General features: G+C 44.0%; 7 protein-coding genes. 2 read left to right on the top strand and 5 right to left on the bottom strand.

Going from position 1 to position 11,088, the window contains the following annotated elements; genetic code table 11:
• Positions 1–191: 191 nt before the first annotated feature.
• The gene (gene folK, locus LN893_RS05965; RefSeq protein WP_229968885.1) at positions 192–683 is read right to left on the bottom strand and encodes a 2-amino-4-hydroxy-6-hydroxymethyldihydropteridine diphosphokinase; all 492 of its coding nucleotides are present in this window, start codon (positions 681–683) and stop codon (positions 192–194) included.
• The gene (locus LN893_RS05960) at positions 676–1,521 is read right to left on the bottom strand and encodes an alpha/beta hydrolase family protein (protein WP_229968884.1); all 846 of its coding nucleotides are present in this window, start codon (positions 1,519–1,521) and stop codon (positions 676–678) included. Before LN893_RS05960 ends, folK begins: the two co-directional genes overlap by 8 nt.
• A gap of 206 nt (positions 1,522–1,727) precedes the next feature.
• Between LN893_RS05960 and LN893_RS05955 the strand changes: the two genes are divergently transcribed.
• On the top strand, positions 1,728–2,705 hold the full coding sequence (locus tag LN893_RS05955) for a polyprenyl synthetase family protein (RefSeq protein WP_229968883.1): 978 nt from the start codon (positions 1,728–1,730) through the stop codon (positions 2,703–2,705).
• 174 nt (positions 2,706–2,879) lie between these two features.
• Here the strand turns inward: LN893_RS05955 and LN893_RS05950 are convergent, their stop codons facing one another.
• Positions 2,880–4,130: a peroxiredoxin family protein gene (locus LN893_RS05950; RefSeq protein ID WP_229968882.1), complete on the bottom strand. Its 1,251-nt coding sequence runs from the start codon at positions 4,128–4,130 to the stop codon at positions 2,880–2,882.
• A 183-nt stretch (positions 4,131–4,313) separates the two neighbouring features.
• On the opposite strand from LN893_RS05950, the gene LN893_RS05945 reads away from it, so the two are divergent.
• Positions 4,314–6,581, top strand: a complete 2,268-nt coding sequence (locus LN893_RS05945) for an aconitate hydratase (RefSeq protein WP_229968881.1) — start codon at positions 4,314–4,316, stop codon at positions 6,579–6,581.
• 106 nt (positions 6,582–6,687) lie between these two features.
• Here the strand turns inward: LN893_RS05945 and LN893_RS05940 are convergent, their stop codons facing one another.
• Both LN893_RS05940 and LN893_RS05935 read right to left on the bottom strand, forming a co-directional pair.
• A complete protein-coding gene (locus LN893_RS05940; protein WP_229968880.1) occupies positions 6,688–10,011 on the bottom strand; it encodes a S8 family serine peptidase in 3,324 nt (1,107 codons plus the stop codon).
• A gap of 429 nt (positions 10,012–10,440) precedes the next feature.
• Complete coding sequence (locus tag LN893_RS05935; RefSeq protein WP_229968879.1) at positions 10,441–10,737, bottom strand: sll1863 family stress response protein; 297 nt, start codon at positions 10,735–10,737, stop codon at positions 10,441–10,443.
• Between the last annotated feature and the right edge of the window lie 351 nt (positions 10,738–11,088).

Raw genomic sequence — 11,088 nt, 5'->3', positions numbered from 1 at the left:
GCTGACCCGCAGCGAAGGCACCAAACCTACAAAGGGTGGGTGGAGATCGTCAGATAAAAAATAAATAAAATGTAAAGAAAGCGCCCGCTGTAGTTAGACTACAGCGGGCGCTTTCTTTACATTTTATAATTAAGATTTTAGGATTAATGTGGTTATAAAATCAGCACGAAGACTGGCCTAATGAGAGCTATTTATAGCTCATCTGCAATAACCTTTACCTCCAGACTATCCTCACAACTCGCTAAGAGTTTAACTATGCTTTTATCAAGCACAGGATGCATCAGTTCAGGGGCAATCTCAGCCAGTGGCATGAGGGTAAAGCGGCGGTGGTGCAGTTGCGGGTGCGGAATGGTGAGGCGCTGGGTTTGCTGCACGAGTTCATCGTAAAAAAGTATGTCGATGTCTATAACACGGGAACCCCAATGCTCGTGCCGTACACGGCCCAATTCCAGTTCTATACCATTTATAATATACAGCACCTGCTCAGGCGTTTGTGTTGCTTGTACCTCCAGCACCTGGTTTAGGAATGCGGGCTGATCGGCTTTACCCCAGGCAGCTGTTTCGTATAGTTTAGAAATGCGCACCACTTGACCAACTTTAGCGGCTATACTTTCTCGGGCTTGCTTTAAGTAATTGATACGGTTGCCCAGATTCCCGCCCAGTAACAGGTATAGTTTAGGCATGCTTCTGAAAAAAATCTATTGTTAAATCTGCGGCTTTACGGGCTGCTTCTGGTAAAGTATCTTCCTCTAAAGGATGTTTGCCACCGTAGGAGTGGTTAGTGTTAGGTAGCAGGTGCAGCTCCGCATCAGGTTTCCAAGACTTCAAGTCGTGAGCCATTTGGACAGGCAGCGTTTCGTCCTGCTCTCCGTGAAGTATGAGCATGGGCTGCCCTACTTTTTTGATTACTTCTGGAATGTGCAGGCGGTCTTTGTGCTGGAAGTAGTTTTCTGCAATCTGGTAGTAAAGCGGCATCTGTTGGCCTGTGCGGCCATTCATGATCCATTGTACACCGTCCTGCTGCCATTTCTTCATCACTTCGGGTGTCCAGCGCTGATCGAAATCGCTTACGGCTGACCAAGTGGCCAAGGCTTTTACACGACTTTCCTCTGCTGCTTTCAAGATAACTGATCCACCGCCACGGCTGTGGCCGATCAGGTAAAGGCGGTTCAGGTCCAGTTCAGTTTGTGGTATAGGTCCTGTTGTGTCGTGCAGCAGGTTGATGAGCGCCTGCAAGTCGTCTAGTTCCAGCGAGAAGTTGTTGTTTCCAAAGGATTCCAGATCGTGTACATCTGAATAATCTTCTACGGAGGTGCCGTTATAAGAGAAGTTGAACTTCACGAATGCAAAGCCACTTTCCTCGAAGTAGCGGGCCAGCAAATTAAAATGCCCCCAGTCTTTAAAGCCTTTAAAACCATGTGTAAAGATAACTACAGGTTTAGGCTTGCCATCTGCTGTAAAAGTGGCATCAGCGGTAAAAGGCTTTCCATGCTCAGGGTATACTACAAAGTTTACTTTCATCAAGATAATTGCTAAACTAAAAAATAGCTAAATGGTTAAAATGGAATATGTGGCAACTACAACAACTGTTTTAACTATTTAGCCTTATCGCGGTTAAAGATACAGTTTTACCTCTTTATGCAGAAAAGAGGTTTCGAAAAAAGCCCTAATTGCTGCTCTGAGTTTGGAAACCACTTTTGGAGGCAGTAATATTGCAAAACAAACAGATGAGCATCAGCCTAAAGGAAATACAAGCGCCCATCGCGCAGGAAATGGAGCTGTTCGAGAAGAAGTTCAGGACCTCGATGAAGTCCAAAGTACTGCTTCTTGATAGGATAATGAGTTATATTGTGAAGCGCAAAGGCAAGCAGATGCGTCCAATGTTTGTGTTCTTCACAGCTAACCTTTTTGGCAAAGGCATTTCTGAAGCCACTTACCGTGGCGCTGCCCTGATCGAACTGCTGCACACAGCCACACTAGTGCACGACGATGTGGTAGACGATGCGAACTACCGCCGTGGTTTCTTCTCTGTAAATGCTCTCTGGAAAAACAAAATAGCGGTATTGGTAGGTGATTACCTGCTGTCCAAAGGCCTGCTACTTTCTTTGAACAACAATGATTTCGAGCTGCTGAAAATCGTTTCAAATGCGGTGCAGGAGATGAGTGAGGGGGAACTGCTGCAGATGGAAAAGGCCCGCAAACTAGACATTACTGAAGATGTTTACTTCGACATTATTCGTCAGAAAACAGCCTCTTTAATTGCCTCTTGCTGTGGGGTAGGAGCAGCCTCTGCTGGAGCCACTCCTGAAGAAATTGAGAAAGCACGTTTGTTCGGGCAGAAGGTAGGTATAGCCTTTCAGATAAAAGACGACCTGTTTGATTATGGTACTGCCGAGATCGGAAAGCCTGTCGGTATCGATATCAAAGAAAAGAAAATGACGCTGCCGCTGATATATGCCCTGCAGCAGGCAGATTGGCTGACGAAGCGCCGCGTGATTTATAACGTAAAAAACAATAACGGCGACAACAAACGTGTGCAACAAGTTATTGATTTTGTAAAACAATCAGGCGGTATAGACTACACTGTGCAAGTAATGAACAGGTATCATGCCGAAGCCTTGGCTATACTAAATACCTTTCCGCCTTCACCTTCCCGTACTTCGTTAGAACAGCTTATTGCCTACACAATAGAGCGGGAAAAGTAATCTTCATTAATTGATATTCGTTAAACGCCATTAACACTTGGGATAGCTGTAGTAGCATATTTGTGTCGCTGTTCCTTTCATGCAAAGCGTTTAGCGTATTTTTAAATAAAAACAGCAGGGGCCGTTACTTTTATAGTAACGGCCCCTGCTGTTTTTTCTGTGATCAACAAATAACTACTTCTCCGCCAGCAGTTGATCCATAGTCTTGTTGAATTCAGTTACCCATTCTTCATAATACTTTCCTGTGCCTGGGCCTGAAAAACCCGTGTGTATTTTACGTACTTTTCCGTCTCTGCCGATAAAGATGGTGGTTGGGAAGGACATCACGTGGTTTAAGGCTGGCAAAGCTTTGGCGGCTGCTTCTTTGTCTGATACGCCCGCTACTAACAAGTCGTAGTCTATATCGAAGCGGTCTTTCATTTTTTGCAGGCGGGCGGCTGCTTTGTCAAACTCTGGACTGCGTTCAAAGCCAAGGCCAATTATTTCTAATCCACGGTCTTTGTTCTGGTCGTAGTAAGGCGAGAGGAACTTTGTTTCGTCCATGCAGTTCGGGCACCAGGAGCCGAGCAGCTGCACGATCACTACTTTGCCATCATACTTCGGATCGGATAAGGATACCTGTTCACCGTTAAGGTTAGGGAAATTAAACGAAAGCTCGTCGTAGCCTTCCTTTAGGTAAGTAAGCGTATCGGCGCTGGCTAGTTGGGCCTGCTCGTTGCGTTTGGCTGCCCAGGTTTCGTAGCCCGTCATGCCCGAAAAAAGTTCGCCCTGCAACGTGCTGTCTGCCGTTGGTTTAGCTTTGAACAAGTAAGCATGGTTTCCGTCGAAGGTAGAGAGTTTTAGCTGCTCCCCATCTACCTGCCCCTCCAGGTAACGGTAGTCGCCTGTTTCTGTCAGAAAAGTACCAGTTACATCGCTACCTTGTTGATCGAAAACACCAACGGCCTTGTAGCTGCTGCCTTCCTTATCAGAGAAAACAACCTCCCATTTGCCGCTATAGTTATATTTGGCAGGAGCTGGGTTTTCGGCAAAACGGTTGGTTTTGCCATGCTCGGCAGTGAAAGGAATAGAATAGGGTTCTGGCGTATCGTTCTTCACAAAACGGCCAGCCATTTTATCGCCGTCTACTTTGGCAATTAAGTCAGCATCAAAAATATGCAGACCTATTTTCACGGAGTCGTCCTGCTGCTGTATTTCATCTAGCAGAATGCGCTCTTCGCCGTTTACCAGGTAGAGTACTGTTTTACCACTGTCTTCAGCAGCTTCCATTATAAATGGTATTTCCTGCCCCTGCGTTTGAAGGCTTACGCGCCAGGTTCCAGGTTGTATAGTATTGTGGGTGGATGTTGTAGAGGTGCAGGCGGTTATAGTGGCTAATATTGCCAAAGCAAAGAACAAAATGTGCCTTGTAGGGGTATCTAACATAGAGTGTTTCATGGCGCAAAAGTACAGTATGTAGATGTAAAATCCATTAATTGATTTAAAGCCATTCTAAATAGGATGTTAGCGTAATATTCATATGTGCTAATGTTGCTCAAAACGCTCTATATTTCGTACATTTGTAAATCTTCGATTTGAAGCATTTAAAACATTAAGAATAGCAAAACTATGGCATTTGATTTAGAAATGATCAAGGCAGTGTATGCTGGCATGGGAGACAAGATCTCTGCTGCAAGACAGGCGGTTGGCCGTCCACTCACCTTGACTGAAAAAATCCTGTATGCGCACCTTTTTGATGGTAACGCTACACAGGGTTTTGAGCGCGGTAAGTCTTACGTAGACTTCGCTCCAGACAGAGTGGCTATGCAGGATGCTACAGCACAGATGGCCTTGCTTCAGTTCATGCAGGCTGGTAAACCAACTGTGGCAGTTCCTTCTACAGTACACTGTGACCACTTGATTCAGGCAAGAGTAGGAGCCGATCAGGATTTGCAGGAAGCATATGACGAGAACAAAGAAGTTTATGATTTCTTAGCTTCTGTGTCTAACAAGTATGGCATCGGGTTCTGGAAGCCAGGTGCAGGTATCATTCACCAGGTGGTGTTGGAAAACTATGCTTTCCCTGGCGGTATGATGATTGGTACTGACTCTCACACACCAAATGCTGGTGGTTTGGGTATGGTAGCGATTGGTGTTGGTGGTGCCGATGCTGTGGACGTAATGGCAGGCATGGCCTGGGAATTAAAGTTCCCGAAAGTAATTGGTGTGAAGCTGACTGGCAAAATGAGCGGTTGGACTGCACCAAAAGACGTTATCTTAAAAGTGGCTGGTATCTTGACTGTAAAAGGTGGTACTGGTGCTATTGTAGAATATTTCGGTGAAGGTGCCGAGAGCCTTTCTGCTACAGGTAAATCTACTATCTGTAACATGGGTGCTGAAATTGGAGCTACAACTTCGGTTTTTGCATACGATGGGAAAATGCGCGACTACCTGAACAGCACTAAGCGTGAAGAAATCGTGGAACTTGCTGACCAGGTTGCTGAGCACCTGCGTGCGGATGACGAAGTATACGCTGACCCAGCTGCTTATTACGATCAGTTAATCGAGATTGATCTTTCTACGCTGGAGCCACACGTAAACGGACCATTCACTCCAGATGCGGCTTGGCCAATTTCTCAGTTCGCTGCTGTTGTAAAAGAGCACAACTGGCCAGCTAAACTGGAGGTAGGTCTGATCGGTTCTTGTACGAACTCTTCTTACGAAGATATTACCCGTTCTGCTTCTATTGCGGCACAGGCAATCGATAAGAAATTAGTTGCACAAGCTGAATTTACTATTACACCAGGATCTGAATTAGTACGCTATACTACAGCTCGTGATGGCCTGTTAGATACATTTGCACAAATGGGTGGTGTGGTATTGGCAAACGCTTGCGGACCTTGTATCGGTCAGTGGGCACGTCATACAGATGATCCAACTCGCAAAAACTCTATCATTACTTCTTTCAACCGTAACTTCGCGAAACGTAACGATGGTAACCCGAACACACACGCGTTCGTGGCATCTCCAGAAATCGTAACAGCTTTCGCTATTGCCGGTGATTTAACATTCAACCCGCTTACAGATACCTTGATGAACGAAGACGGTGTAGCTGTAAAACTGGATGAGCCAGTAGGTGTTGAAACGCCAGCACAAGGTTATGCTGTGGAAGATGCAGGTTACATTGCTCCTGCCGAAGACGGAAGCCAGGTAGAAGTTGTAGTTGACCCTGCTTCTGATCGTCTGCAATTGCTTGAAGGCTTTAAGCCATGGGAAGGTACAGACCTGAAAGGCCTGAAGCTTCTGATTAAAGCACAAGGTAAGTGTACGACTGACCACATCTCTATGGCTGGTCCGTGGTTGAAGTACCGTGGTCACTTGGATAACATCTCAAACAACATGTTGATCGGAGCCATCAATGCTTTCAACGGCGAAGCTAACAGCGTGTACAACGACATGACCCGTGGTTATGACACTGTACCAGCTACGGCTCGTACGTACAAAGCTGCTGGCATTGGTACAGTAGTAGTAGGTGACGAAAACTATGGTGAAGGTTCTTCTCGTGAGCACGCTGCCATGGAGCCACGCTTTTTAGGTGTTCGTGCAGTATTGGTGAAATCTTTTGCCCGTATCCACGAAACTAACCTGAAGAAGCAAGGTATGTTGGCGCTTACGTTTGACAACAAAGCAGACTACGACCTGATCGAGGAGAACGACACTATCGACATTGTAGGTCTTGAGAACTTTACGCCAGGTGAGCCTTTGAAAGTAGTATTGAACCACAGCGATGGCAGCAAAGATGTTATCACTGTAAACCATACCTACAACGAAGGTCAGATTGGCTGGTTCAAAGCTGGTTCAGCACTTAACCTGATCCGTTTACAAGAAGGTAAATAATTTATTTACTTGAATCCATAAAAAAGCGAAGGCCTCTCCAATTTGGAGAGGCCTTCGCTTTTTTAGTAGGTATCGGTTACGTAAGCGTTATTTTGCCCTTAGCTTTTTAGAGTACAACTACTTTTGTATCGGTAGTGCTGTTGTCATATTCCAGTTGGGCTACATAAACGCCAGGCGCTATGCCTGACAAATCGAAGCTTGCTTCTATACCGTTAGAGGATTTTAGCTTTGCCTTCACTTTTCTACCCGTTGTGTCAGTCAGGTATAGGTTCGGAGTACTGAAGGGAGCATTTGCCATTTTATCTACAGGAGAAGGCAAGCTTGCTCTTATGGTACCACTGCTAGGGTTCGGGAATAGTGTTAAGCTTTCGTAGAAAACACCTACAGTTTGGATGTAGGAGCTTAAAGTGCAATTGGCTTCGTTGCGTGTAGTAAGTGTCACTCTGTAAAAGCCTGGTTGGCCATAGTCATGTATAGGATTAGCTTCCTCTGAAGTAGTGCCATCCCCAAACTGCCAGAACCATTGTGTGCTGGATGTACTTTGGTTAGAAAAAGAGACAGTTGTTTGTTCGTTACCTACGCCAGCTACAGCCGTAAATTTTGCAACTGGAGGGGGAGAAATTGTAAACGTGACTGGTACAACAGCACTCTCAAACAGAGAGTCAGCATTTGTTACATAAATAGTTGTTGTTGTGTTTAGCTTTGGAATGGAGTAGCTGCTACCAGAAGCTAATAGCTGGGACTTGTTAGCATCACTATAAAACTTAAACACATGCCCTCCAGTAGGTGCAACTGTAACAGCAGTGCCAGCACAGGTAAATTGACTTTGTACAACTGGCGGTGCTCCTGCTTTAATTTTGTAGTACTGCATTTGTGCAGCTTCAGCATGTACCTTAAAGCTTGTCAAGTCGTTTCCTGCTACCAGGGCAAAAGCTACAACCTTTGTTTCGCCAGGAGCTAATTTATTTGCCACCGCACCCATCACGTAAGATACATCATTGCCTGTGCCATTTCCATCGGCCTTGGTTCTGGCCACACCTTCTGCTAGCGTATGATATTTTTCTCCATTAGAAAAACCATCTATAATAGAGATAGTGTTGGCAACGCTTCCGTTATTATCAATGGCATAAAAGGACGGCGCATCGTGTGTCAGCAGCTTTATTCCTGCTACTGGTAGCTTCTCAAGCATGTTATAGACGTAGCCGGCTTTAAGTTGCCCGTCCCATTCCGCTGCATTCACATAGGGCGAGCCAATATCCCAATCGGCAAAAAGACCTGTGTGTAATTTCTGTATAGTGTCGGCAGTAATATTCGTGATATAATACTCCAGAATCACGAAATCCTGGTTTGTTGCCTCACTATTCCATGCAAGTGCTTTATGCTTCAACTGCACGCCAACCACAGGGTTAGGAGACTGGGCATCGGTGTAAGCGCTTGTAGCTTCTTGTGTAGCTACTTTGCTTTGGTGATTGAAGCGAGCTGGCCTGACAATCGTAAAATCGCCATCTACGCCCCAGGCATCGTTTCGCACATTGTCTGATACCTGTGTGGCAGATGACGCAATGATTAAACCTCCCTCTGCCAGCAAAGAGCTGCTGCCTTTATACCTAACGCCTACACCCTGTGAGGAACTATAGCCATCGTAGCCGAAATTCCCTAAAGCATTGATCGAAACGTGCAGGTTGTTTGCATCCAACGTTACGAAAGGAGGGTTAATGTTAACTCTTACATACTGTAAATCTGTGTAGTCGCCGTCGGAAAAGCCTATTCGGAAATAGACTTCTGTATTATAAGGTGTGTTACTTGCTACTTTAAACTTAAATGGGGAAGCGTGATTATTCTTGCTCGCTAAAGTTGCCATACTCCCTAGGCTTGCCTGGCCATCTAGTACAGTAACATAAGGTGACTCTGTTGTAAGGGAGACAGTGGCATTGGTAGTAGGGGCGAGGAAGTTTGTGAAATTTATGCCTAATTCTGCAGTATCTCCAGCCAATCCTAAACGGTTATTCAGCAGCTTTTGGGCTGTGGCACGAATAGATTTTGGATTAACCTCCGACACTGCACGCTTCACGTTTAAACGTCCTTTGCCTAGATATTCAATGTAAGGCGCATTTCCAGCTAAGTGATAGATGTTATCGGTTGTAACACGTACCCGCTCCATTACCTGCTGTGCTGTTAGGTTTGGATATTTTGCTCTTACAAGTGCAGCAGCGCCCGAAACAATTGGTGCTGCATACGATGTTCCACTTGCATTTCCATAGGCATTATCGTTGTTCAGAAGCGTGGTGTAAATGCCAACACTAGGTGCGGTAACATCTATGAGTCTGTTATAAGTATAAGAGGCATGTTTAACATCTAAGTTATTAGTGCCGCCTACCGAAATAACGTTGTCGTAGGAGGCTGGGTAGTACAGTATGTTTTCGTTTTTATTTCCAGCGGAAACAACTATAACCACATCCTTTTCTAAAACAGCATAATTAATGACATCCTGTTCAAACCTGGAGTAATGGGGGCCTCCCCAAGAAAGGTTGATTACTTTGCAGCCATGGTCTGCGGCATAAACAATGGCTTCGTAGCCTCCAAAACGGCCATAGCTGTTTTTTGAGAAAACCTTAAGTGGCATAAAAAGAGAGTTATAGCCTACACTAGCCATGCCAATGCCATTGTCTGAAGCCGCCGCCGCTACACCTGTTACAGCTGTGCCATGTCCTCTGGGGGTGTTCAGAGGAGTATCGTCTGTTACATCGTTATCATTATCCGCAAAGTCCCAGCCCTCAAAATTGTCTATGTAGCCATCATTATCATTATCAACACCATCAATAGGGTCGCTAGTGTTTTGGTGTGCTTTAGATCGGAGGTCGTTATGACTTAATCGAAAGCCTGTGTCAAGTATGCCAATCACAACTTTATCGTCACCTTTTGTAACGGCCCAGCCACCATAGGCTTTTATAACCTTCAGGTAAGCCTGTGTAGTTAAAGCAGAATCCGCTGCAGGGTCGTTGGGCTGGTAAAAAGGTTCGCGCTTGTAAAGTGGCTCCACATATTCTACCATGCCCGTGGCTAATAACACCTTTTTCACTTGTTCAAAGCTTTGGCTGGTGCCATAGTTCAATTCATAAATCAAACTTAGGTCTACGGTGGTCGCTGAACGGCGGGAACTACTAGAATTGCTCCTGCTCTGTGGAAACTTCTGTTGCGGTTTCTTTGCTCCTACTTTACTTAGTGCTTCCTCAAAACTCCTTGATGCTCCTTGTGCATTACGGGCATTAGTAGTGCTGCTTTGTTTTAGTTTGTATACGACAGTGTTCGGCTGCGTTTGTGCACCAAACGCACCTTTACCTTGAGCACTTGCTGTAAAAGCTAAACCAAAGTATATAACAGAGTATATCCCTAAAAAAAGATATTTAAAAGCCCGTAGAGGTATAAACATATAATTATGATAAAGGAAGACACTTAAATATAAATATCTGCTATTTTATATGTATAAGTTGTAGATATTCGTATCAAATATAATTACTTAATGATAGTAAAAAGCATATTTGCCTTTAATATTTATATAAGATATTATCTAGAATTATAAGAGCAAAGAAATGTGATATTATAAATTAGGAAAGGTTAAATAGTGGCTTGTATCGCTATAGAATTATGTTTTGTTCTAGCCTTTGCTGAGTATAATCTGTAAATTTAATAGATTTTGGAGCCTTGAGGGAAACTGCTCTTATATTTGGTGGGATGAAAAATGTGCAGGCGTATTTGTAATATTTTTCTATAAGCTTTATGGGTAGCTAGCTTTTTACTTTCAATTAAGGGTAAGCGCAAATAACAAGCCCCTGTATTTGTAGTACAGGGGCTTGTTGTATTATTTAAATAATTGTTCCAGCTCGGTTTTAAGTTTATCGATTCCGTCTTTTATGTCTTGCCACTTACTATGGTCATCTTCAGCAATATCTAATTTTTGCGCTATCATTGAGCGTTTTGTCTCAAGTGCTTCAATGTGTTGGTGGTAGGTATGGTTAGAATCTGCTGTAGTTGCATTGGCACGCCCTTGCAGCACCTTAATCTTAGAATCTAACTCATCAAGGCTCTGCTTAATCTCATCTCGCGATAAGTTATCAGGCGCACGCATATGTTCAGGTTTCAAAGGGTATCTATCCATAATTATAGTTGTTAACGTTAATCTTGCTTTAGTTTCTAAATACTGCTATTTGATATAAAAGGATACTTTTACACTATCTAGTGGCCTTGTTATGTAAGTAGTACTAGCTATAGGTTGTTGATTTAGTGCTTTTTGTGTCGAAGCGCTCGCTAATTGTAATTCTTTATTCCTGAAAATAAAAACTATTGGTAAGGCACGTGATTGTGTTTATAAGAACTTGTAAGGTTAGAAAGGTTTTACCTCCTGAAAAGCATAGGAGGGTACAAAAGACCCAGTATAAGTATTTATAATCGAGCTAATTTTGAATTTCTTAAAATAGGGCGTTAAACAAAATAGAAAAAACTATCTATA

This window comes from Pontibacter harenae, from assembly GCF_020907245.1.
Classification (GTDB): Bacteria; Bacteroidota; Bacteroidia; order Cytophagales; family Hymenobacteraceae; genus Pontibacter; species Pontibacter harenae.
The sequence above is the reverse complement of the archived record's forward strand: the minus strand, read 5'-3'. Positions and strand labels throughout refer to the sequence as shown.

Coding starts and splice junctions, on each gene's coding strand:
- LN893_RS05940 (WP_229968880.1), bottom strand. CDS start 10,011: ATGTTTATACCTCTACGGGCTTTTAAATATCTTTTTTTAGGGATATAC.
- LN893_RS05950 (WP_229968882.1), bottom strand. CDS start 4,130: ATGTTAGATACCCCTACAAGGCACATTTTGTTCTTTGCTTTGGCAATA.
- folK (WP_229968885.1), bottom strand. CDS start 683: ATGCCTAAACTATACCTGTTACTGGGCGGGAATCTGGGCAACCGTATC.
- LN893_RS05945 (WP_229968881.1), top strand. CDS start 4,314: ATGGCATTTGATTTAGAAATGATCAAGGCAGTGTATGCTGGCATGGGA.
- LN893_RS05935 (WP_229968879.1), bottom strand. CDS start 10,737: ATGGATAGATACCCTTTGAAACCTGAACATATGCGTGCGCCTGATAAC.
- LN893_RS05955 (WP_229968883.1), top strand. CDS start 1,728: ATGAGCATCAGCCTAAAGGAAATACAAGCGCCCATCGCGCAGGAAATG.
- LN893_RS05960 (WP_229968884.1), bottom strand. CDS start 1,521: ATGAAAGTAAACTTTGTAGTATACCCTGAGCATGGAAAGCCTTTTACC.